This is a genomic window from Microbacterium sp. NPDC080220 (assembly GCF_040686395.1).
Classification (GTDB): Bacteria; Actinomycetota; Actinomycetes; order Actinomycetales; family Microbacteriaceae; genus Microbacterium; species Microbacterium gawkjiense.
On record NZ_JBFBOP010000001.1, the window covers coordinates 384,086 to 404,958 of the forward strand.

22 protein-coding genes are annotated in these 20,873 nt (G+C 71.3%); 12 read left to right on the forward strand and 10 right to left on the reverse strand.

Annotated elements, in window-relative coordinates; all coding sequences use genetic code 11:
• The first annotated feature begins 28 nt into the window (after positions 1–28).
• On the forward strand, positions 29–367 hold the full coding sequence (locus tag AB0P29_RS02110) for an ATP-dependent DNA ligase (RefSeq protein WP_253033991.1): 339 nt from the start codon (positions 29–31) through the stop codon (positions 365–367).
• 30 nt (positions 368–397) lie between these two features.
• Entirely contained in the window at positions 398–1,339 is a 942-nt protein-coding gene (locus AB0P29_RS02115; protein WP_363378106.1) for a helix-turn-helix domain-containing protein, read from the forward strand.
• Here AB0P29_RS02115 and AB0P29_RS02120 read toward each other — a convergent pair whose 3' ends face one another.
• A complete protein-coding gene (locus tag AB0P29_RS02120) occupies positions 1,340–2,113 on the reverse strand; it encodes an alpha/beta fold hydrolase (protein ID WP_064001775.1) in 774 nt (257 codons plus the stop codon).
• A 12-nt stretch (positions 2,114–2,125) separates the two neighbouring features.
• Positions 2,126–3,199 (reverse strand): redox-regulated ATPase YchF, encoded by a 1,074-nt coding sequence (gene ychF / locus AB0P29_RS02125; RefSeq protein ID WP_311283984.1) that lies wholly within the window; start codon positions 3,197–3,199, stop codon positions 2,126–2,128.
• A gap of 105 nt (positions 3,200–3,304) precedes the next feature.
• On the opposite strand from ychF, the gene AB0P29_RS02130 reads away from it, so the two are divergent.
• Together AB0P29_RS02130 and AB0P29_RS02135 are read left to right on the forward strand one after the other, a co-directional pair.
• On the forward strand, positions 3,305–3,895 hold the full coding sequence (locus AB0P29_RS02130; protein ID WP_363378108.1) for a 3'-5' exonuclease: 591 nt from the start codon (positions 3,305–3,307) through the stop codon (positions 3,893–3,895).
• A gap of 57 nt (positions 3,896–3,952) precedes the next feature.
• Positions 3,953–5,215: a DNA recombination protein RmuC gene (locus AB0P29_RS02135; protein WP_363378110.1), complete on the forward strand. Its 1,263-nt coding sequence runs from the start codon at positions 3,953–3,955 to the stop codon at positions 5,213–5,215.
• A gap of 4 nt (positions 5,216–5,219) precedes the next feature.
• Here the strand turns inward: AB0P29_RS02135 and AB0P29_RS02140 are convergent, their stop codons facing one another.
• Both AB0P29_RS02140 and glpX read right to left on the reverse strand, forming a co-directional pair.
• Complete coding sequence (locus AB0P29_RS02140; protein ID WP_253033996.1) at positions 5,220–5,501, reverse strand: hypothetical protein; 282 nt, start codon at positions 5,499–5,501, stop codon at positions 5,220–5,222.
• Between the two features lie 133 nt (positions 5,502–5,634).
• The gene (gene glpX, locus AB0P29_RS02145) at positions 5,635–6,624 is read right to left on the reverse strand and encodes a class II fructose-bisphosphatase (protein WP_217530336.1); all 990 of its coding nucleotides are present in this window, start codon (positions 6,622–6,624) and stop codon (positions 5,635–5,637) included.
• Positions 6,625–6,813: 189 nt separating this feature from the next.
• On the opposite strand from glpX, the gene fbaA reads away from it, so the two are divergent.
• A complete protein-coding gene (fbaA, locus tag AB0P29_RS02150; protein ID WP_217530338.1) occupies positions 6,814–7,845 on the forward strand; it encodes a class II fructose-bisphosphate aldolase in 1,032 nt (343 codons plus the stop codon).
• 61 nt (positions 7,846–7,906) lie between these two features.
• Here the strand turns inward: fbaA and AB0P29_RS02155 are convergent, their stop codons facing one another.
• From AB0P29_RS02155 to AB0P29_RS02165, 3 genes are all read right to left on the reverse strand, one after another.
• Positions 7,907–9,646 (reverse strand): peptidoglycan DD-metalloendopeptidase family protein, encoded by a 1,740-nt coding sequence (locus AB0P29_RS02155; RefSeq protein WP_363378113.1) that lies wholly within the window; start codon positions 9,644–9,646, stop codon positions 7,907–7,909.
• A gap of 63 nt (positions 9,647–9,709) precedes the next feature.
• Positions 9,710–10,234 (reverse strand): DUF6264 family protein, encoded by a 525-nt coding sequence (locus AB0P29_RS02160; RefSeq protein ID WP_363378115.1) that lies wholly within the window; start codon positions 10,232–10,234, stop codon positions 9,710–9,712.
• Complete coding sequence (locus AB0P29_RS02165; RefSeq protein ID WP_363378525.1) at positions 10,231–11,265, reverse strand: 4-hydroxy-3-methylbut-2-enyl diphosphate reductase; 1,035 nt, start codon at positions 11,263–11,265, stop codon at positions 10,231–10,233. The genes AB0P29_RS02160 and AB0P29_RS02165 overlap by 4 nt, the downstream gene beginning before the upstream one ends.
• An 85-nt stretch (positions 11,266–11,350) precedes the next feature.
• On the opposite strand from AB0P29_RS02165, the gene xseA reads away from it, so the two are divergent.
• Genes xseA through AB0P29_RS02200 form a run of 7 tightly spaced genes read left to right on the forward strand, consistent with a single transcriptional unit; the run spans position 11,351 to position 17,222 of the window.
• Positions 11,351–12,646, forward strand: a complete 1,296-nt coding sequence (xseA, locus tag AB0P29_RS02170) for an exodeoxyribonuclease VII large subunit (RefSeq protein WP_217530342.1) — start codon at positions 11,351–11,353, stop codon at positions 12,644–12,646.
• 10 nt (positions 12,647–12,656) lie between these two features.
• Positions 12,657–12,878, forward strand: coding sequence for an exodeoxyribonuclease VII small subunit (locus tag AB0P29_RS02175; RefSeq protein ID WP_064001765.1), 222 nt, complete (start codon positions 12,657–12,659; stop codon positions 12,876–12,878).
• Positions 12,878–13,501 carry a DUF4245 family protein gene (locus AB0P29_RS02180; RefSeq protein ID WP_363378117.1) on the forward strand — a complete coding sequence of 208 codons (624 nt, stop codon included), beginning with the start codon at positions 12,878–12,880 and terminating at the stop codon, positions 13,499–13,501. The genes AB0P29_RS02175 and AB0P29_RS02180 overlap by 1 nt, the downstream gene beginning before the upstream one ends.
• Before the next feature lie 32 nt (positions 13,502–13,533).
• Entirely contained in the window at positions 13,534–14,133 is a 600-nt protein-coding gene (locus AB0P29_RS02185) for a carbonic anhydrase (RefSeq protein WP_363378527.1), read from the forward strand.
• Between the two features lie 47 nt (positions 14,134–14,180).
• Positions 14,181–15,578 carry a class II fumarate hydratase gene (locus tag AB0P29_RS02190; protein WP_359917352.1) on the forward strand — a complete coding sequence of 466 codons (1,398 nt, stop codon included), beginning with the start codon at positions 14,181–14,183 and terminating at the stop codon, positions 15,576–15,578.
• Positions 15,579–15,588: 10 nt separating this feature from the next.
• Complete coding sequence (locus AB0P29_RS02195) at positions 15,589–16,569, forward strand: HAMP domain-containing sensor histidine kinase (RefSeq protein ID WP_363378119.1); 981 nt, start codon at positions 15,589–15,591, stop codon at positions 16,567–16,569.
• Positions 16,566–17,222: a response regulator transcription factor gene (locus AB0P29_RS02200; RefSeq protein WP_217530350.1), complete on the forward strand. Its 657-nt coding sequence runs from the start codon at positions 16,566–16,568 to the stop codon at positions 17,220–17,222. Before AB0P29_RS02195 ends, AB0P29_RS02200 begins: the two co-directional genes overlap by 4 nt.
• A 60-nt stretch (positions 17,223–17,282) precedes the next feature.
• On the opposite strand, the gene AB0P29_RS02205 is transcribed toward AB0P29_RS02200, so the two are convergent.
• From AB0P29_RS02205 to AB0P29_RS02215, 3 genes are all read right to left on the reverse strand, one after another.
• Positions 17,283–18,638: a PhoH family protein gene (locus tag AB0P29_RS02205; protein ID WP_253034002.1), complete on the reverse strand. Its 1,356-nt coding sequence runs from the start codon at positions 18,636–18,638 to the stop codon at positions 17,283–17,285.
• Between the two features lie 178 nt (positions 18,639–18,816).
• Entirely contained in the window at positions 18,817–19,965 is a 1,149-nt protein-coding gene (locus AB0P29_RS02210; RefSeq protein ID WP_363378122.1) for an aminotransferase class V-fold PLP-dependent enzyme, read from the reverse strand.
• A 34-nt stretch (positions 19,966–19,999) separates the two neighbouring features.
• Positions 20,000–20,785 (reverse strand): isoprenyl transferase, encoded by a 786-nt coding sequence (locus AB0P29_RS02215; protein ID WP_217530355.1) that lies wholly within the window; start codon positions 20,783–20,785, stop codon positions 20,000–20,002.
• Positions 20,786–20,873: the final 88 nt, after the last annotated feature.

Sequence of the window (20,873 nt, forward strand, 5' to 3'; positions counted from 1 at the left end):
ATGGATACACCGCCGCAGAAGGAGCACCGTGGGAAAGTTCATCTACAACGAACGCATCCGTGTCGATTTCGAGGACCGGGTGCTCGCCCACCTGCAGGTGGTCATCACAACCAAACTGCGCCGAGGCGAGTCGTTCACGTTCATGTGGCGCAACGACCAGAGCCTCGGCGACGGCCGACAGGTCGTCTGGCTCCACCCGGGCGCCGACCTGACCTTCCAATACTTCGGAAGCCGGCAGCCGAGCCTCAACCCCGCCTGGCTCGACGCGCTCAGCTACGTTGCGAATTCCCCCTCCGGCCTCTACCTCGTGCCCGAGCCGCAGGGAAGCGCCGCGGCCGGGGTAGGGTCATCGGAGCGGATCGGGTGATCCGGCGCCGGCTCGTCAGGAGAATCCGGCATGGGCGTTGAGGTCGATCCGAAGGTCCGCGACGAGACCATCGTCGCGAGCGACGCCGCCGGGGTGCAGAGCGCCGTCGCGCAGCTGAGTACCCGGATCGCCGTCCGCGACATCGGCTCCCCCCTCGCCCTCCGGCAGCGGATCGTCGGTGACGACCGCCTCCTGCTGACCTCGTTCGGCATCGACACCCACCTGCACGTCGAGTCCGCCATCACCGGCGCGGTCGCGATCGCCCGGCGCCGGGAGGGCGACCTCCGCACCGTCACCAACGGCGAGGAGGTCGACGCGGGCCGGCCGTTTTTGCTGCGGCCCGGGCGAGCCGAGTCGTGGTCGCGCGAGGTGACGGCCGACATCCTCAGCGTGGATCTGCCCGCCCTCGGCGCCTTCACCGGTCACGACGAGTCCGCACTGCACTTCGGTGCGACCCACGCCCTCTCCCCCGAACTGCAACGGCACTGGGACCTCACGATCGACCACGTCACCCGTGTCTTCGACGATCCCGAGCTGCTGCACAACCCCCTCATCCGTCAGGCCGCCGTCGATGCGGTCTTCGCCGCGACGCAGCACGCGTTCGACATCCGATCGGTCGCGGACCGGCCCGACACCCGCGCCGGAACGGATGTCGTGGGCCGGGCGACCGCGTTCATCGACGCGCACCTGGCCGACCCCCTCAGCGTCGGCGACATCGCGCGGGCCGCGCGGCTCAGCGTGCGAGGGCTGCAGAACGCCTTCGCGCGCGTGCTCGACACCACACCGGCCGCGTACGTGCGCGGCGCACGTCTCGCCGCCGTCCGGGCGGAACTGGTCGCCGCCGAACCGCTGCAGACGACGGTCGCCGACGTCGCCCGGCGCTGGGGCTTCGCCCACCTGCCGCGCTTCGCGCAGCACTACCGCGCGGAGTTCGGCGAGCAGCCCAGCGAGACGCTGCGGCGCTCCCGCTGATCAGTCCCAGCCGAGGTAATCCTCGATCTGGAAGGCCGTCTCCCCCGGGTGGGTCATGGGGAAGAGATGGCCGGCACCGGGCAGCCGCACGACGCTCGTGCGGTCGGCCGCGGTCGCCTGCAGATCGTCGCCGTTCGCCGGCGGTGTGATCGCGTCGTCGGCGCCCTGGATGATGAGGATCGGAAGGGATGCCGCGAGGGTCGCCCAGTCCGCGACCGGGGTGGAGGCGAGGGCTCCGCTCTGCAGGTCCTCGACCTCGAGGTCGCGCGAGCGGGCGAACACGTCCCAGGCCAGCGCGGTGTCGATACCGGGGCCGACGAGGGTGCGGACGGCATCCGCGTCGGGGGCCTCGACGGGCGTGGCGAACGCGGTCTGGAGGGCGCGGGCGGCGTCGTCCTCGAGCGGACGCGTCGACTCGACACCGAGAAGCAGGACTCCGCTGACCCGGCCGGGGTGGTCGAGGGCGACCGTCCGCGCGACCGCGCCGCCGAACGCGTGCCCGCCGATCCACGCCGCGGCGATCCCGAGGTGGTCGAGGACGTCGATGACGTCCTGCGCCAGGTCGTGCATCGACACCGCAGCGGGGCCGGGGCGCCGCGAACCGATGCGGACGATCCGGAACCCCTCCTCCTCGAGGATGCTCGCGAGCCCGCCGAGGTAAGCCACGTCGAGGCCCTGAGCGGGGATGAGGACGAGGGCGGGACCCTCCCCCTCATCGATGAACGGGATGGCACGAGCCTCGGCGTCGAACACCTGGCGCTGGATCTGTGACATGGGAGAGGTCCTTCAGTTGTTGAAGCGGAACTCGACGACGTCGCCGTCCTGCATGACGTAGTCCTTGCCCTCGAGGCGCGCCTTGCCCTTCGCCCGCGCCTCCTGGACCGAGCCCGTCGCGACGAGATCCTCGAACGAGATGACTTCGGCCTTGATGAAGCCCTTCTCGAAGTCGGTGTGGATGACGCCGGCGGCCTGCGGCGCCTTCCATCCCTTGCCGATCGTCCAGGCGCGGGCCTCCTTGGGGCCGGCCGTCAGGTAGGTCTGCAGACCGAGGGTGTCGAAGCCGACACGCGCGAGCTGGTCCAGGCCCGACTCGTCCTGCCCCGTCGAGGCGAGCAGTTCCGCGGCATCCTCCGGGTCGAGCTCTGCGAGCTCGGACTCGATCTTCGCGTCGAGGAAGACGGCCTGGGCGGGCGCGACCAGCGCGGCGAGTTCCGCCTTGCGGGCGACATCCGTCAACACAGCCTCGTCGACGTTGAAGACGAAGATGAACGGCTTGGCGCTGAGCAGGCCGAGTTCGCGGATGGGTGAGAGATCGATCCCGGATGCCGAGAGGAGCTCGCCGCGCTGCAGCGCCTCCTGCGCGGCCTTCGCCGTCTCGAGGACCGAGGGGTCGAGCTTTTTGCCGCGCACCTCCTTCTCGTAGCGCACGATCGCCTTCTCGAGGGTCTCGAGGTCGGCGAGCTGGAGCTCGGCGTTGATCGTCTCCATGTCGTTCTTCGGGTTCACGGCCCCGTCGACGTGGACGACGTCGTCGTCGGCGAACCCGCGGACCACCTGGGCGATCGCGTCGGCCTCGCGGATGTTCGCGAGGAACTTGTTGCCGAGGCCCTCGCCCTCGCTCGCACCGCGCACGATGCCGGCGATGTCGACGAACGACACGGTCGCGGGCAGGATGCGCTCGGACGAGAAGATCTCCGCGAGGGTGTCGAGCCGGGGGTCCGGCAGGTTCACCACGCCGACGTTCGGCTCGATCGTCGCGAACGGGTAGTTCGCCGCGAGCACGTCGTTCTTGGTGAGGGCGTTGAAGAGGGTGGACTTGCCGACGTTGGGCAGTCCGACGATTCCGATGGTGAGAGCCACGGGCATCCACTCTACGCGGCGTGCGCGCGGCGCCCCGCCCGCCGGTCCCGGTTCCCGGCGGCGCGCCTCCGCCGGGGCGGCCCTCCCGGCGGCGAAGGTGAGGGCATGCCCTTGGACTTCACCGCGATCGACTTCGAGACGGCGAATCCCTCCAACGCCTCGGCGTGCGCCGTGGGAGTGGCCCGTGTCCGGGGCGGTCGCGTGGTCGCCTCGGAGGGCTGGCTGATCCGCCCCCCGGTCGGCCACGACCGCTTCTTCGAGGTCAACGTCGGCATCCACGGGATCCGCGAGTCCGATGTCGTGACGGCCCCCACCTGGACGGAGCAGCTGCCGCGCCTGCTCGATTTCGTCGGCGACGATATCCTCGTCGCCCACAACGCCGGCTTCGACATGCGGGTCCTCCGCACCGCATGCGAGGTCACCGGTCAGGTCGCACCGGAGGCCCGCTACCTCTGCAGCCTGCACGTCGCGCGCAAGACGTACGACCTCCCGTCGTACCGGCTCCCGTTCGTCGCGGCGGCCGCCGGCCACCTCGACTTCGCCCACCACGACGCCACCGCCGACGCGCTCGCGTGCGCGCAGATCGTCATCGACGCGGCGGCCCGCGCCGGGGCGGGCGACCTCGTCGAGCTCGCGATGCTCCTGGGCGTCCGCATCCCGCAGATCCCCTCCGCCGTGCCCGCCACCGCCGCCTGAGACCCCTCGCCCGCGCGGCGCCGACGGATGTCGGAGGCCTGGGGCACCATGACGGACATGGATGCCGCCTTCCCCGTCGTACTCGCCGTGCTCTGCCTCCTCGCCGGCGCCGTCGCCGCGGGCGCGGTCGTCTCGGCCCGTGAGGCCGGACGGCGCGGCGCCCTCCACGCGCAGGCATCGGCGGCAGAGGCGGCCCGCGACGCCCTGCAGGTCCAGCTCGACCAGCAGCGTTCGCTCCACCGCGACGTGACGGCCCGCATCCACGCCGAGCAGGCCGCGCGCGACGAGCGGGAACGCCGCGAGCAGACGGTGCTGCGCGCACTCGCCCCCGTGCAGGAGACCCTCGCCGCGATGCAGCAGAAGGTCGATCACCTCGAGCGCGACCGGCAGGAGCAGTTCGGGTCGCTGGCCGAGCAGCTGCGCCGCGCCCAGGAGTCCGACGAGGCGCTGCGGGCCACGACCGAGTCGCTCGCCGGAGCCCTGCGCTCCAACGGCGCGCGCGGTGTGTGGGGCGAGACGCACCTGCGCCGCATCGTCGAGTCCGCGGGTCTCACGCGTTACGTCGACTTCGACACGCAGACCTCGATCTCCACGGATGCCGGGGGCGGCCGCCCCGACATGATCGTCCGGCTCCCCGGCGACAAGGCGTTGGCGGTCGACGCGAAGGCGCCGTTCGACGCCTACCTCGAGGCCAGCGCCATCCCCGTGACCGCCGTCGGCGAGGAGGCCGCGCGGCGCAGCAGGCTCCTCGCCCGGCACGTCGCCGCCGTGCGCGGCCACATCGACGCCCTGGCCAAGAAGAAGTACTGGGCCGGGATGCCGTCGAGCCCCGAATTCGTCGTCTGCTTCATCCCGAGCGAGTCGCTGCTCGCCGCCGCCCTGGAGGAGGACCCGGCCCTCCTCGAGTACGCGTTCGGTCGGCGGGTCGCCCTCGCCTCCCCCGTGAACCTGTGGGCGGTCCTCAAGACCGTCGCCTACACGTGGACGCAGCAGGACGTGTCCACCGAGGCGCGCCGGCTGTTCGACCTCGGCAACGAGCTGTACCACCGGCTCGGCTCGCTCGCCGGTCACGCCGACGACCTCCGGCGCGCGATCGAGCGCACCGTCGACAGCTACAACCGGTTCGCCGGGTCCCTCGAGACCCGCGTCCTGGTGAGCGCCCGACGGTTCCCGGGGATCGACGACACGCAGCTCGAGGAGCTGCCGTCGCCGACCACGATCGAGTCGACGACCCGCCGACTCACGGCTCCCGAACTGCTCGAGGATCGAGAGCAGGCGGCCGATCTCGGCGAGCTGCGCGGACGCCTCGCGAGCGACTGAGCGCTCAGGAGGGGAAGAAGGTCATGAGACCTACGACGCCGATGGACACGGCGAGGAACGCGCCGATGAGCCACCACGCGTTCACTTCGTGCCCGGGGGGCATGCGACGGCGCAGGAGGACGTCGGGACGGCGGGCCGGGTCGTCGGCCACGGCGATCGGTGCTGTCACGGGACGCACACCACCGGTCGCCTGACCCACGATCGGGATCTGGCCCGTCGGGGTGACGGGGAGGTGACCCGTGAGCGAGAGCTGGCCCGTGCGCGGGTCACTGGATGCGGTCGACATGTGAACTCCTGGGGGCGGTGGCGAGTGCCGGGGACAGCTGACACCATCGACCATTGTGCCAGAGGGGTCGTGCCGGATCCTGGGTTGACGCTCAGCGCGCGTGTCCGCTACGAGGTCTCGGCGACCGACCGGATCACAGCCACTTCGAGGTGAGGTGCTCCGAAGAGATCCGCCGAAGCGTGCCCGAGGCCCCCCGCAGGACCACGCTCTCGGTGTAGACGAAGTCGCCCACCCGACGCACCCCCGCGACCAGTTCGCCGTTGGTGACGCCAGTCGCGACGAAGAGGGTGTTGTTCCCTCGGACGAGGTCGTCCGCTTCGTACACGTGGTCGTCGAGCCGGAGTCCCGCGTCGATGCCCCGCTGCTTCTCGTCGTCGTCACGAGCCCACAGCCGTCCTTGGATGTGACCCCCGAGCGCCTTGATCGCGCAGGCCGTCACGATGCCTTCCGGGCTGCCGCCGATGCCGACGCACATGTCGGTGCGGGCGTTGTGACGTGCCGCGTTGATGCCGCCGGCGACGTCGCCGTCGCTCATCAGTCGCGTGCCGGCGCCGGCCTCGCGGATCTCCTCGATGAGCTTCGCGTGGCGCGGCCGGTTCAGGACCGAGACGACGAGTTCGTCGACGGGCTTGTCGAGCGCCTTCGCGAGGCGGCGGATGTTCTCGGCGATCGGCAGACGGATGTCGACCACCCCGACGCCGGCGGGGCCGGTCACGATCTTGTCCATGTAGAAGACCGTCGAGGCGTCGAGCATCGCTCCGCGATCGGCCACGGCGATGACCGACAGGGCGTTGTTGCGCCCCTCTGCGGTGAGCGTCGTGCCGTCGATGGGGTCGACGGCGATGTCGCACTGCGGTCCGCGCCCGGTGCCGACACGCTCGCCGTTGAAGAGCATGGGGGCGTTGTCCTTCTCGCCCTCGCCGATGACGATGACGCCGTCGAAGTTCACCGTCGTGAGGAAGGCGCGCATGGCGTCGACGGCCGCGCCGTCCGCGAGCTCCTTCTTGCCGCGCCCGATGAACGGGACGGAGCGGATCGCGGCAGCCTCCGTCGCGCGGACCAGCTCCAGCGCGAGGTTGCGGTCGGGATGCAGCGGACTCATGTCGGCAGTCAGGCTCACCATGGGCTCAGCCTAGGGCCGGCCTCCCTCGTGCCCCGCGGATTCCGTAGTGACGGACACGAAGGAATGCCGAATCTTTCCATCGGTGAAGAGACCGGCCCCGCGCGATACGCAGGCTGACCCCGAACCGGAGCGGATGCCGACCCTTCGATAGAGTTGGCCTGAATCCACACCCCTTCCCGAGGAGCTCACATGCCCGTCGCCACCCCTGACCAGTACGCCGACATGCTGGATCGCGCGAAGGCAGGCGGATTCGCCTACCCCGCGATCAACGTCTCGAGCTCGCAGACCATCAACGCGGTCCTCCAGGGCCTGACCGAGGCCGGCTCCGACGGTATCCTCCAGGTCACCACCGGCGGTGCCGACTACTTCGCCGGCCACACGGTCAAGGGCCGCGCCACCGGCGCCCTGGCCTTCGCCAAGTACGTCACCGAGGTCGCGAAGAACTACCCGATCACCGTCGCCCTCCACACCGACCACTGCCCGAAGGACGCCCTCCCCGGCTTCGTCCTCCCCCTCATCGAGGCCTCCGAGGCCGAGGTCAAGGCCGGACGCAACCCGATCTTCCAGTCGCACATGTGGGACGGATCGGCCGTGCCGCTGGACGAGAACATCCAGATCGCGCAGGACCTGCTCCCGCGCATGAAGAACATCAACGCCATCCTCGAGATCGAGGTCGGCGTCGTCGGCGGCGAGGAGGACGGTGTCGCGCACGAGGGCTCGAACGACGCCCTGTACACGACCGTCGCCGACGTGACGAAGGCCGTCGAGGCGCTCGGCCTCGGCGAGAACGGCCGCTACATCTCGGCGCTGACCTTCGGCAACGTCCACGGCGTGTACAAACCGGGCGGCGTGAAGCTCCGCCCCGAGCTCCTGGGCGAGATCCAGGAGGGCATCGCCGCGCACTTCGGCACCGGCCCGAAGCCGCTCGACCTCGTCTTCCACGGCGGCAGCGGCTCGTCCGACGAGGAGATCGCCCTCGCGGTGAGCAACGGCGTCGTGAAGATGAACATCGACACCGACACCCAGTACGCCTTCACGCGCTCGGTCGCCGGTTACATGCTGTCGAACTACGAGGGCGTCCTGAAGCTCGACGGCGAGGTCGGCAACAAGAAGCTGTACGACCCGCGCGCCTGGGGCAAGGTCGCCGAGTCCGCGATGGCCGAGCGTGTCGTCGCCGCGACGCAGCAGCTCGGCTCGGCCGGCAAGTCGCTCGGCGTCTGAGCAGAGCGGCCCCCACGACGAAACCCCGGTCCGCACGGACCGGGGTTTCGTGTCGCCGGGCTCAGTACCGGGCGGTGCCCAGGACGTCACGCGGGTACAGGGCGTAGCGCACCCCGTCGACGGTGAAGGCGGTGTGCAGGTGGGGGCCGGTCGAACACCCCGTGGAACCGACGGACCCGATCCGCTGTCCGGCGGCGACGGTCTGACCCGTCTTCACCGAGAAGGCGCTGAGGTGGGCGTACACCTGCTCGAGCCGCATCCCGTCGACCGTCGAGGTCACGACGACCTCTTTCTGCTTCGTGGTGTTGGACGCCCAGGAGGGGCAGCCGGTCCGGATCCACACCTCGCGGACCGAGACGGTCCCGCCCCGCATCGCGTAGACGGGCGTCCCGGTGGGCGCGGCGATGTCGTCGCCGCTGTGGCCCGAGTAGGTCGTGAAGGTACCCGAGGGGCGCAGCGGGTACGCCCACCCGTAGCGGCCGGGCACCGACGGCCCGGCGGCCGTCGCGTCGGGCTGGGCGGACATCGCCGCGCTCGTCCAAACGTCGTCGCCGTCGCCGTCGACGAGCCGGAGCACCCCGTCGTTGCCGAGGATCGCGGCCCTCGCCTCGAGCCCGGCGGTCTGGGAGGACCACACCGAGACGCCGCGCTCGTCGAGCAGGAGCAGCTCCCCGTCGCCCGAGAAGAGGAGGCTGGCGTCGAAGGTGCCGGTCGTCCGCGCACTCCTCACGAGGGCGTAGTCACGCGTGAGCGCCACGTTGCCGTCGCCGCGCAGCCCGAACGTGTAGCGACCGTCGGGTGAGGTGAGCAGCACGCCCGGACGGAGGGTCGTCCCGGGGGTCATCACGGACCCGAGCGAGAGGGCCACGGCTTTGCCCGCCGAGGTCGTCGTGACGCTCCGATGATTCTTCTTGACGGCGGTCACCGAGACGCTGACCGAGCGGCCGGCGGCCCACGTCGGGACCTCCCAGCTCGTCCCGGTGGCGCCCTCGATCGCTCCGCCGTCGACCCGCCACTGCACCCGAAGCTGGTCGGGCGCCGGTCGCCACGAACCCGGACTCACGGTCAGCGTCCTGCCCGCTGCGGCCGTCCCGGTGATGGTCGGCTTCGGTGTCGACGTGAAGGGGGCGAGCACGCCGATCCCGGCGGACGTGCGAACGGCCGGGGTGTAGCCCGTCTTCGTGCCGGTGACGCGCACCGCGACGGTGGTACCGGCATCCGCTCCGATCAGGCGATACGTGCGCGCCGTCGCTCCCGCGATCGGGGCGCCGCCGCGGAGCCACTGATACGCGAGTGCGGTCCCCGCGGGAGCCCAGGTGCCGGGGGCCGCCGTCAGCGTGGCGCCGACGGTGCCCGCGCCCGAGATCGTGACGGCGGACGGCGGCGTCAGAAGGCGCGCCACGACCACCCCCGCGCTCGTGCGCACGAGGGACGTGTACCCGGTCTTGGCAACGGTCACGCGGACCGACAACGTCGCGCCGGCATCGGCGGCCGCGGGGGTGTACGTCGCCCCCGTGGCGCCGGGAAGCACGGCTCCCCCGCGCATCCACTGGTACGCGACGGTGACGGGAGCGGGGCCGAACCCGACGACGGTCGCCGTGAGCTTCGCCCCGACGGCGGGGGTTCCGGTGACGGCCACCGTGCCCGCGGTCAGCGCCGCGGCGGTCGGCGAGGGGGTCGCGGCTGCGGAGGTCGCTGCGGGAGTGGATGCCGCCGTGGCGGGCCCGCCGGCCAGAAGCAGACCGATCGTCGCGGCCAGAGCGACGGCGGTGGAGGCGATCCTCCGGGGTGTGCCGGTCACGATTCCCCTCCCGAGATGACGCACGCGAGGGAACACCCGCAGCAGCCGTAAAACTACCAGGTGCTAGGAACCGAGCGCGAGGCCCCGCACGAAACCCGGGTCGCCGAAGATCGGGATCACGAGGCAGACGCTCACGATCACGAACGTGACGATGGCGCCGACGAGCGGGATCCACCAGCTCGCGCGGCCCTTCGCGAGCGACCACCACGACAACCCCGCGGTGAGCACCCAGCCCACCGCGAAGACGGTCGCGCCGACCCCGCCCCACAGCGCGCCCTGGGCCGTGTTGGTGAACTCACCGTTGACGCCGGCGACCTCCATCCAGGTCTTCGCGAACGACGTGAAGTCCACGAGTTGCGGGATCGCACCGATGACGGTCACGAGGCCGTAGGCCAGGAGCGCCACGGTGATGATGCGGTCCGCCATCCGCGTCGGACGGGCCGCCACGGTCGTCGCCGGGGCGGTGGGCGGATGCGGCGGGTCGACGGGTGCCGCCGGTTCCGGCTCCGGCTGCCGGATCGCGGCGCGCTGCTGCTCGGGCGTCGCGTACTCCCCGTACTGCGGTCGCGGTCGGGGGTCGTCGCTCACGGGCGGGTCCGCCCCCCGAGGGCACGGTCGTCGGTGCGGCCGGAGCGGTCCTGACGGAGTTCCTTCGGCAGCGAGAACATGAGGTCCTCCTCCGCCGTCTTCACCTCGGCGACATCCCGGTACCCCGCGCCGGCGAGGTCCTCGAGGACCTCGGTCACGAGCACCTCCGGGACCGAGGCGCCCGAGGTGACACCGACGGTCTCGACGCCGTCGAGCCACTCCTGCTTGATCTCGTGGGCGTAGTCGACGCGGTACGCCGCCTTCGCGCCGTACTCGAGGGCGACCTCGACGAGCCGGACGCTGTTGGACGAGTTGGCCGAGCCCACGACGATGACGAGGTCGGCATCCTTCGCGACCTTCTTGATCGCGACCTGACGGTTCTGCGTCGCGTAGCAGATGTCGTCGGAGGGCGGGTCCTGGAGGTTGGGGAACCGCTCGCGGAGGCGGCGGACCGTGTCCATCGTCTCGTCGACCGACAGCGTCGTCTGCGAGAGCCACACGACTCTGTCGGGGTCCTTCACCTCGACGGTGTCGGCCTCCTCGGGCGAGTTCACGACGGTGACGTGGTCGGGCGCCTCACCGGCGGTCCCCTCGACCTCTTCGTGACCGTCGTGCCCGATGAGGAGGATCTCGAAGTCGTCGCGTGCGAACCGCACGGCCTCGCGGTGCACCTTGGTGACGAGCGGGCAGGTCGCATCGATGGCCTGCAGTCCACGGTCGGCGGCGGCGTTCACGACCGCGGGCGAGACGCCGTGCGCGCTGAAGACGACGTGCGCGCCCTCGGGCACTTCGTCGACCTCGTCGACGAAGATCGCGCCCATCGACTCGAGTTCGGTCACGACGTGGATGTTGTGGACGATCTGCTTGCGCACGTAGACGGGCGCGCCGTAGCGCTCGAGCGCCTTCTCCACCGCGATGACGGCGCGGTCCACGCCCGCGCAGTAGCCGCGCGGAGCGGCGAGGAGGACGCGCTTGGAGCCCTGGACGGGGAGGTCGACGAGCCGCCCGCGGGCTCCCGGGATTCGGGGCATCGGCAGCGAAACGGCAGGTGAGGTCACCCCTCGATTGTACGAAGCCCCGGCTGGGTGGGGGACGTGTGCAGCAAGATGGGTGTCCGTGACGACTTTCCAGACCGAGCCGGGCGCCGTCCCGCCGCCGGACGCCGTGCACCCGCGGGACTCCTCCCCCGACACGCCGACCTCGGTCTCCCGACTGAACGAGACCATCCGCGACTTCGTCCAGAAGTGGGGGTCGGTCTGGGTCGAGGGCGAGATCACGGCCTGGAACCTGCGGGGTGGTCACGTCTTCGGACGCCTGAAGGATGCCGCCGGCGACGGCATGCTCTCGTTCCGGATGTGGTCCTCGACGCTGCAGCGCACCCCCGACGACCTGAAGATCGGCGACCGCGTGATCGCCTGCGTCAAGGCGGACTACTTCACGAAGACCGGAGATTTCACCTTCACGGTCTCGTCAATGCGCCACACGGGCCTCGGCGACCAGCTCGAGCGGCTCGAACGCCTCCGCGCCACGCTCCGGGCCGAGGGACTGTTCGATCCCGCACGCAAGAAGCCCCTCCCCTTCCTCCCCCACGTGATCGGACTGATCACGGGCGAGCGCAGCGACGCCGAGAAGGACGTGCACCGCAACGCCGAGCTGCGCTGGCCGCACGTCGTCTTCCGCACCGTGTACGCCGCCGTCCAGGGCGACCGCTGCGTCCCCGAGACCCTCGCCGCCCTCCGCACCCTCGACGCCGATCCCGAGGTCGACGTCATCATCATCGCCCGCGGCGGCGGCGACCCGCAGTCGCTGCTGGGGTTCAGCGATGAGCGCCTGGTCCGCGCGGTGGCCGCGGCATCCACCCCCGTCGTCTCGGCGATCGGACATGAGAACGACCATCCGCTCCTCGACGAGGTCGCCGACCTGCGTGCGTCGACCCCGACCGACGCGGCCAAGCGCGTCGTGCCCGACGTGTCCGAGCAGCGCGCGCTCGTCCAGCAGCTCCGCAGCCGCGCCCGCACGCGGCTGACCCAGCGCGTCTCGCACGACATCGCGGCGCTCGCTCAGCTGCGCTCGCGTCCCGTGCTGCGCGACCCGGAGTCGATGCTCACCGGTCGAGCCCAAGAGGTCGTGGCGCTGTCGTCGCGCGGGCGCGACGTCATGCGACGGCGATGGGATGCCGCGGCCCGCACGACGGCGGAGCTGCGGGCGTCGCTGCGCGCCCTCTCCCCCGGTGCGACCCTCGACCGCGGGTACGCGATCGCGCACCTGCCGGGCGGCGCCATCGTCCGCGACGCCGCGCAGGCCCCCGTCGGCACGGACGTCGTCGTCACCGTCGGTCGCGGCTCCTTCGCGGCGCGCTCGTCCGGCGAGGTGCCGGAGGCCGGGGCGGAAGGCCCGTCACCCGCGAACTAGGATGGAGGCCATGACGACCGACGCCGGGGATGTGTCGACCCTCTCCTTCGAGCAGGCCCGCGACGAACTCGTGCAGGTGGTCGCACAGCTGGAGCAAGGCTCCCCCACCCTCGAGGAGTCGCTCGCCCTCTGGACCCGCGGCGAGGCCCTCGCCGCGCGCTGCGAGGAATGGCTGCTCGGCGCGAAGCGACGCCTCGACGAGGCGCGTCCCGACGGCGGAACGGCGCCCTGATGGCCCGGCCCCGCATCGTCGCCGAGCTCGGCCGACTCGAGACGCCGGAGGAGACCGCCGCGCGCAAAGCCGCGGCCTCCGAGCGCTACCGCTCGAGCAAGACCTTCCGCAACCTCATCGCCGCGCTCATCGTGTGCGTCGGCATCATGGCCGTCGTCTACCTCGGGGTCCCCCGCGGCACCCCCGCCGACATCCCCGAGGCCGACGTCCCCGCCGCCGCCGCAGAGGCGGAGCGGACCGCCGGGCACGGTGTGATCGTCCCCACCGCGCCCGACGAGTGGCGCGTGAACTCCGCGAAGGTCGAGGGCGGCGAATGGCGCGTCGTCTACGCGCCGTCGACCGGCTACGTCGAGGTGACGCAGGCCTTCGCCCCGCCGGAGGGCTGGGTCTCGCGGGAGCTGGGCGGGTACGCCCCGACTGGGACGACCACGATCGACGGCATCGAGTGGGACGTCTACGACCTCCCCAGCGCCGTCGACGCCATCGACTACGCCCTCGCCACCACGGCGGGCACCGACACCGTCGTCATCGGCCTGGCCGCCTCCACGGACCGCGGCGCCGCCGAGACCGTCGCCGCGAGCCTGGGCGATCAGATCCGCACCCTGAGAGAGGAGCTCCGTTGAGCACGACGACCCCCGCAGACGTCTGGACGGCCATGCTGGAGGGCAACCGGAGATTCGTCGCCGGCGAGCCGCGGCATCCCCGGCAGGACGCCGAACGCCGTCACGAACTCGCACACACGCAGCGTCCGACCGCCGCCCTGTTCGGCTGCTCCGACTCGCGACTGGCCGCCGAGATCATCTTCGACGAGGGCCTCGGCGACCTGTTCGTCATCCGCAACGCCGGCCAGGTCGTCTCCGACTCGGTCGTCGGCAGCCTCGAGTACGCCGTCGCCGTGCTGAACGTCCCGCTCATCGTCGTCCTCGGCCACGACGAGTGCGGCGCCGTGCGCGCGGCCATCGACTCGACCGCGGTGGATGCGCCCGCCCTGCCCGCGAACATCTGGCGACAGGTGGCACCCATCGTCCCGGCCGTCCGACGCGTGCTCACCGCCCACGAGGGCGCCACGGCGCAGACGGTGGATGCCGAAGAGGTCGGCCGCGAGCACCTCCGCGACACCGTCGCCGGCATCCTGCGCTCGTCCGAGCTCATCAGCGAGGCCGTCGCGGAGGGTCGCGCCGCGATCGTCGGCGCCAACTACCGCCTCGCCGACGGCACGGCGATCCCCGACGTCGTCGTGGGCGACGTCGCCTGAGCTCAACACCCCGCACGACAGTCACTGAAACGAGGACGTGAACGACCATGACTGAGCCGACCGAGTACCGCATCGAGCACGACACGATGGGCGAGGTGCGTGTTCCGAAGGACGCGCTCTACGCCGCGCAGACCCAGCGCGCGGTGGAGAACTTCCCGATCTCGGGCTCCGGCCTCGAGTCGACGCAGATCGCGGCCCTGGCACGCATCAAGAAGGCGGCCGCGCTCGCCAACAAGGAGCTCGGCACCCTCGACGGCGCCATCGCCGACGCGATCGCCTGGGCGGCGGACGAGGTCGTCACCGGCGCGTACGACGAGCACTTCCCGGTGGACACGTACCAGACCGGCTCGGGCACCTCCTCGAACATGAACATGAACGAGGTGCTCGCCACCCTCGCGACCCGCAAGCTCGGCGCTCCCGTCCACCCCAACGACCACGTCAACGCCTCGCAGTCGTCGAACGACGTGTTCCCCACGTCGGTTCACATCGCCGTCACGCAGGCCCTGATCGACGACCTCATCCCCGCCCTCGACCACCTCGCCGTGGCGCTCGAGGAGAAGGCCGAGACGTGGAAGAGCGTCGTCAAGAGCGGCCGCACCCACCTGATGGACGCCACCCCGGTCACGCTCGGCCAGGAGTTCGGCGGGTACGCGCGTCAGATGCGTCTCGGCATCGAGCGCGTGCAGTCGGTCCTCCCCCGCGTCGGCGAGGTCCCGCTCGGCGGCACCGCCGTCGGCACCGGCATCAACACGCCCCTCGGGTTCCCGCAGAAGGTCATCGCGCTGCTCGCGGCCGAGACCGAACTGCCGATCACCGAGGCGAAGGACCACTTCGAGGCGCAGGCCAACCGCGACGGGCTCGTCGAGGCCTCGGGTGCCCTGCGCACCATCGCCGTCTCGCTGACGAAGATCAACAATGACATCCGATGGATGGGATCGGGGCCGAACACCGGTCTCGGCGAGCTCCACATCCCCGACCTGCAGCCGGGCTCGTCGATCATGCCGGGCAAGGTCAACCCGGTCGTCCCGGAGGCGACCCTCATGGTCGCCGCCCGCGTCATCGGCAACGATGCGACGGTCGCCTGGGCCGGGGCATCCGGGTCCTTCGAACTGAACGTCGCGATCCCCGTCATGGGCACGGCCCTGCTCGAGTCGATCCGACTGCTCTCCAACGCGATGCGGGTCCTCGCCGACAAGACCGTGTCGGGTCTCGTGGCGAACGAGGAGCGCGCAGCGGCCTACGCCGGCATGTCGCCGTCGATCGTGACCCCGCTCAACAAGCTCATCGGCTACGAGGCCGCCGCGAAGATCGCGAAGCACTCGGTCGCCAAGGGGATCACGGTGCGCGACGCGGTGATCGAGCTCGGGTACGTCGAACGGGGCGAGCTCACCGAGCAGCAGCTCGACGAGAAGCTCGACCTCCTCTCGATGACCCACCCTGGTTGATAATCGGAGCGTGAACAGCGCCGCCGCACCACCGCGACGGGGCACGCCGGGACTCGGGATCCTTCTCGCGGTCGCCGCGGCGGGCCTCGTCGGCGTGGGTGCGGCGGCGTTCGTCGTCGTCCTGCTCACCGCCCCGCAGGCAGCCGGCTGGACCGCGCTCGTGTGGGGCGCGACCGCCGTCCCCGCCCTCGCGGGCGTGGGCGTCGTGGGGTGGGCCGTGCTCGAACGGCGGGGCGCGACATCCCTCCCCTCGGGTGACACGGTCGAGGGGGCGTTCGAGAACCAGCGACGCCTGCTCGACGACGTGCGTCACGAGCTGAAGACGCCCATCACGATCGTGCGCGGTCACCTCGAGATGATGGATGCCGCCGACCCCGACGACGTCGAGGCGATCCGCTCCCTCGGGATGGCGGAGCTGGATCGCATGACACGCCTCATCGGCGACATCGACGTGCTGGCCGCGGTCGAGGGCGGGCAGGTGTCGACGGGGGACGTCGACCTGTCCGCCCTCACGCAGCGGGTCTTCGAGATGGTCGGGGTCATCGGCGATCACGCGTGGCGCGTCGAGCAGTGCGCGGACGGGGTCATCCGCGCCGACGGCGACCGCCTGCTGCAGGCATGGCTGCAGCTGGCCGACAACGCGACCAAGTACTCCCCCGCCGGCACCGCGATCGAGATCGGCAGCGCGGTCCACGCCGGCGGCGCGCAGCTCTGGGTGCGCGATCACGGCCCCGGCATCCCCCCGGCCGTCCGTCACCGCATCTTCCGCCGCTTCGACCGCGGCACCGGCAAGCGCCACGTCGGCGGTTCCGGACTGGGACTCGCGATCGTCGATGCGATCGCGAAGGCGCACGGCGGGCACTGCGCCGTGGCGGACACCCCCGGCGGCGGTGCTACGTTCACCCTGGAGATCCCGACCGGCACCCGGGGCGCCCTGCCGTCCCCGATCCGCGCCGGCGACGTCCTCCTGCAGCGAGAGGCCACTGAATGACCCGCATCCTGATCGTCGACGACGAACCGCACATCGTCTCGCTCGTCTCGCGCGCCGTGCACGCCGAGGGCTACGAGGCCGTGGGGGCCGACGACGGCCCCGAGGCCCTCGAGATCGCGCTGGCGGGCGAAGTCGACCTCATCGTCCTCGACGTCGGGCTGCCGACGATGGACGGTTTCGACGTCCTCCGCGAGCTGCGCGGCTCGGGCGACACGACACCGGTGATCATGCTGACGGCCCGCAGCGGCACGAGCGACACGATCGAGGGGTTGGATGCCGGGGCCAGCGACTACGTCCCCAAGCCGTTCGCGGTCGCCGAGCTCATGGCGCGCGTCCGCTCGCGTCTGCGCGACAGCGCCGCGAGCGCGCCGACCACCCTCACGCGCGGCGGCGTGACGCTCGACATCCTCGGCAGGCGGGCCACCGTCGACGGACGGGACGTCGAGCTGTCGTCCCGCGAGTTCGCCCTCGCCGAGCAGTTCCTGCGCAACCCCGGCGACGTCCTCACGCGCGAGGTGCTGCTGAGCCGTGTCTGGGGTCTCGACTTCGACCCGGGCTCGAACGTCGTCGACGTCTACGTGCGCTACCTCCGTGCGAAGCTCGGCGCCGACCACATCGTGACGGTCCGGGGCGAGGGCTACCGCTGGGAGTGAGCGACGGACACGGCGACGCCCCCGGCCGATCGGTCGGGGGTGTCGCCGGTGCGGACGGGGTCAGCTCAGCTCGCCGGCCTCCAACAGGTCGGTGACGAGTGCGGCGATCGCCGAGCGCTCCGACCGCACAAGGGTCACGTGGCCGAACAGGTCGTGGCCCTTCAGCGTCTCGATGACCGACGCGATGCCGTCGTGGCGGCCGACCCGCAGGTTGTCGCGCTGCCCCACGTCGTGGGTGAGGACGACGCGCGAGTTCTGCCCGATGCGGCTGAGGACCGTCAGCAGGACGTTGCGCTCGAGCGACTGAGCCTCGTCGACGATGACGAACGCATCGTGGAGCGACCGACCGCGGATGTGCGTGAGCGGCATGACCTCGAGCATTCCCCGCGCCACGACCTCTTCGAGGACGTTGCCGGTGACGACGGACCCGAGGGTGTCGAAGACCGCCTGCCCCCACGGGTTCATCTTCTCCTGCTGGTCGCCGGGCAGGTAACCGAGCTCCTGACCGCCCACCGCGAACAGCGGCCGGAAGACGATGATCTTCTTCTGCTGCTGCTTCTCGAGCACCGATTCCAGTCCCGCGCACAGCGCGAGGGCCGACTTGCCAGTACCTGCTCGGCCGCCCAGCGAGACGATCCCGACCTCCGGGTCGAGCAGGAGGTCGATCGCGATGCGCTGCTCGGCGGAACGCCCGTGCAGGCCGAAGACGTCGCGATCCCCCCGGACGAGGCGGTAGGAGCCGTCGCCGGTGACCCGGCCGAGGGCGGAGCCGCGCTCGGAGTGGATGACGAGACCGGTGTTGACGGGGAGCCCGCGAACGTCCTCGCTGACACCCACCTCGCTGTCGTAGAGGTCGCTGACCTCGTCGCCCGACAGGTCGATCGAGGCGATACCGGTCCATCCCGAGTCGACGGCCTGTTCGGCCAGGTACTCCTCGGCGTGCAGACCGAGCGAGGCGGCCTTCACCCGCATCGGGAGGTCCTTCGAGACGACCGTGACCGCCTGACCCTCCTGGCTCAGGTGCATCGCGACGGAGAGGATGCGGGTGTCGTTGTCGCCCAGCCGCATCCCCGCGGGGAGGACGGTGGGGTCGGTGTTCGTGAGCTCCACGCGGAGCGTCCCGCCGGCGCCGACCGGCACGGGGAAGTCGAGTCGGCCGTGTTCGACACGCAGCTCGTCGAGGTGGCGGAGAGCCTGGCGGGCGAAGTAGCCGATCTCGGGATCGTGACGCTTGCGCTCGAGCTCCGTGACGACGACGACCGGCAGCACGACGGAATGCTCGGCGAAGCGGAACAGCGCGCGCGGATCGCTCAGCAGGACGGAGGTGTCCAGCACGTACGTGCGGAGATCCTGGTCCTGGGCCGCGTCCGCGGTCCCGTCCTGGTGCTGCTGCTTCTCAGGTGCTCGTGTGGCCACAACCCACTCCCGCCCCGGGTGGAACCCACCCGGCAGTCACGAGTCGACCTGGGGTCACGAGTCGTGAGAGGCCGACTCGAACAGGCGCTTTGCCCGTTGGGATGAACGTAGGCGCCCCGAGCGACACGGCGGCGCCGCGACACGCCGCCGGATGTGTCGGATGCGTGAACTCTCCGTGTCAGCCGAGGAGCGGCAGCACGGCGGCGGGCGGGGAGACGATCGGACCCGACTGCGAGGCGGCGAGAGCGGCCTCGAGGAGGTCGAAGGCGGCGTCGGAGGTGCCGGCGTGCGGGGAGACCCGGATGAGCCCGTCCCGCACGGTCGCGATGACACCCGCGTTGGCGAGTTCGGCGGCGATGACCCCCGCGCGCCCCGGCTCGGGGGCCAACGCCACGATCCCGGCGTGCCGGTCGCGATCGGTGAGGACCGGGATGCCGTGGGCGTCCGCGATCGCCATGACCCGTCGCGCGTTCTCGGCGACGAGCCCCGCGACGGCCGGGATGCCGGCATCCGTCATCTCGCGCAGGGCGGCGCTCAGGCGACCCGCCGCCTGCGGGTCCGGACGCGAGACGGCGTAGGCGGCGGCGCCCGCCCTGGGCGGACCCACCTCGAGGTCGCCGAGTTCCGCGTCGGTTCCGGCGACACCCGCGAGCACCGGGGCGATGCGTTCCCGGGCGCGGTCCGAGAAGCGCGCGAAGCCCGTCCCGCGGCCGGCGCGGACCCACTTGTACCCGTGCCCGGCGACGACGTCCGCGGCCGCCCAGTCGACGTCGACGACACCGAACCCCTGGATCGCGTCGACGATGAGCAGTCGGTCGCCCACGACCTCCCTCAGGGCGGGCAGGTCGGCGAGGTACCCGGTCCGGTAGTCGACGAGGCTGACGGCCACCGCCGTGACCTCGTCGGTGAGCGCGTCGCGCACGGCGTCGGGGGTCACGCTCGCGATCGCGGGATCGAGCTCGCGGACCGTGAGGGCGCCCCGGATGTCGGCGGCGCGGCGGGCCGCGACGGGGATCGACGGGTACTCGTTCGGCGAGAGGACGACCGTCCCCGACAGGCCGAACAGCGCTTGGAACAGGGCGTCCGTCGTGGACGGCACGAGGGTGACCTCATCGACGTCCGCCTCGAGCACCTCGGCCACGAGCGCGCGGGCCTCGTCGACGTGGCCGGCGACGAGGTCGATGCCGGAGGGACGGCCGGTGACCGAAGCCTCCTCGTCGGCACGCGCTTCCTCCCGCACCGCGGCCGACAGGGGCCCGAAGGAGGCCCAGTTGAGGTAGGCCGGTTCGACGTCGAAACCGGCCAGGTAGGACTCGAGATCGCTCACCGACCGATTTTCCCACGGATGCCGGGGGTGCGCCTCAGCTGCCGAAGCGCCGATCGCGGTCGCCGAAGTCGCGGATCGCGCGCAGGAAGTCGACCTCGCGGAGGTCGGGCCCCAGGGCTTCGACGAAGTAGAACTCGCTGTGCGCCGACTGCCAGAGCAGGAAGTCGCTGAGCCGCTGCTCGCCGGAGGTGCGGATGACGAGATCGGGATCGGGCTGGCCGCCGGTGTAGAGGTGCTCGCCGATCTGTTCGGGCGTCAGGCTCTCGGCGAGCTCCTCGAGGGAGCCGCCCTTCTCCTGATGCTTCGAGATGATGCTGCGGACGGCATCCACGATCTCGCCGCGCCCGCCGTACCCGACGGCGAGGTTGACGTGCAGGCCGGTGTTCTCGCGGGTGCGCTCCTCCGCCGTCCGGAGACCGTCCGCCAGTACGGGCGGCAGCACCTCGGCGCGCCCGACGTGCTTGACCCGCCAGCCCGGCTCGTGCGAGAGCGTCTCGGCGAGGTCCGCGATGATCTCGATCAGATCGGTGAGCTCCTGCGAATCCCGTTTGACGAGGTTGTCGGTGGAGAGCAGGTACAGCGAGACGACCTGGATGCCGAGCTCGTCGCACCAGCGGAGGAACTCGTGCATCTTGGCGGCGCCCGCACGATGACCGTGCGAGACGGTGGTGTATCCGAGTTGACGCGCCCACCGACGGTTGCCGTCGATCATCATCGCGACGTGATGCGGCACGGTGCCCGCGTCGATCTCCCGGCGCAGCCTCGAGCTGTACAGGCGGTACAGCAGACCCCGTCCTTGAGTCGAGGAGGCGCGGGTCACACGGCTACGCTACTCCGGCCCGCCGATCGCGGTGAGCAGGGGCGCGTCCTCAGCCTCGCGCATGGCGGCGAGCGTAGGCTCGTCGCGT

What these genes read in the sequence shown, in the direction of transcription:
- AB0P29_RS02115 (WP_363378106.1), top strand. Translation starts at nt 398, where the DNA reads ATGGGCGTTGAGGTCGATCCGAAGGTCCGCGACGAGACCATCGTCGCG.
- AB0P29_RS02120 (WP_064001775.1), bottom strand. Translation starts at nt 2,113, where the DNA reads ATGTCACAGATCCAGCGCCAGGTGTTCGACGCCGAGGCTCGTGCCATC.
- AB0P29_RS02130 (WP_363378108.1), top strand. Translation starts at nt 3,305, where the DNA reads ATGCCCTTGGACTTCACCGCGATCGACTTCGAGACGGCGAATCCCTCC.
- AB0P29_RS02135 (WP_363378110.1), top strand. Translation starts at nt 3,953, where the DNA reads ATGGATGCCGCCTTCCCCGTCGTACTCGCCGTGCTCTGCCTCCTCGCC.
- AB0P29_RS02140 (WP_253033996.1), bottom strand. Translation starts at nt 5,501, where the DNA reads ATGTCGACCGCATCCAGTGACCCGCGCACGGGCCAGCTCTCGCTCACG.
- glpX (WP_217530336.1), bottom strand. Translation starts at nt 6,624, where the DNA reads ATGGTGAGCCTGACTGCCGACATGAGTCCGCTGCATCCCGACCGCAAC.
- fbaA (WP_217530338.1), top strand. Translation starts at nt 6,814, where the DNA reads ATGCCCGTCGCCACCCCTGACCAGTACGCCGACATGCTGGATCGCGCG.
- AB0P29_RS02165 (WP_363378525.1), bottom strand. Translation starts at nt 11,265, where the DNA reads ATGCCCCGAATCCCGGGAGCCCGCGGGCGGCTCGTCGACCTCCCCGTC.
- AB0P29_RS02175 (WP_064001765.1), top strand. Translation starts at nt 12,657, where the DNA reads ATGACGACCGACGCCGGGGATGTGTCGACCCTCTCCTTCGAGCAGGCC.
- AB0P29_RS02180 (WP_363378117.1), top strand. Translation starts at nt 12,878, where the DNA reads ATGGCCCGGCCCCGCATCGTCGCCGAGCTCGGCCGACTCGAGACGCCG.
- AB0P29_RS02185 (WP_363378527.1), top strand. Translation starts at nt 13,534, where the DNA reads ATGCTGGAGGGCAACCGGAGATTCGTCGCCGGCGAGCCGCGGCATCCC.
- AB0P29_RS02190 (WP_359917352.1), top strand. Translation starts at nt 14,181, where the DNA reads ATGACTGAGCCGACCGAGTACCGCATCGAGCACGACACGATGGGCGAG.
- AB0P29_RS02200 (WP_217530350.1), top strand. Translation starts at nt 16,566, where the DNA reads ATGACCCGCATCCTGATCGTCGACGACGAACCGCACATCGTCTCGCTC.